Source organism: Corynebacterium sp. UBA2622 (assembly GCF_002339505.1).
Classification (GTDB): domain Bacteria; phylum Actinomycetota; class Actinomycetes; order Mycobacteriales; family Mycobacteriaceae; genus Corynebacterium.
Map to the genome: position 1 here is coordinate 25,844 of NZ_DDJO01000004.1, position 265 is coordinate 26,108.

Below are 265 nucleotides of genomic sequence, written 5' to 3' on the forward strand. Positions count from 1 at the left end.
CCGGCGGCTCGCCCGCCACCGACCTCCCCTTCGGTGCCGCGGACGCGATCATGGTCCTCTTCGCCTTCCAGAACAAGATCCGCCCGGAGCAGATCGGCGACTCGGACAACATCGAGGAGCTCACCGGCGGCGTTTCCTCGCGCCGCAACCAGCTGCTCATGGACATGTCCGCCGAGCTGGGTGTTCCCGCCATCGACGGCGCGGCCGAGGCCGACGTGGTCACCCTGCGCGAGCGGGTCACCACCGCCGCGCCCGGCTACTCCCC

At 71.3% G+C, this 265-nt stretch carries 1 protein-coding gene; it reads left to right on the forward strand.

Features of this window, described 5'->3' with window-relative positions:
* Positions 1-265: hypothetical protein (locus tag B3611_RS01810; RefSeq protein ID WP_291313376.1), on the forward strand; the 265-nt coding region annotated here is incomplete at both ends.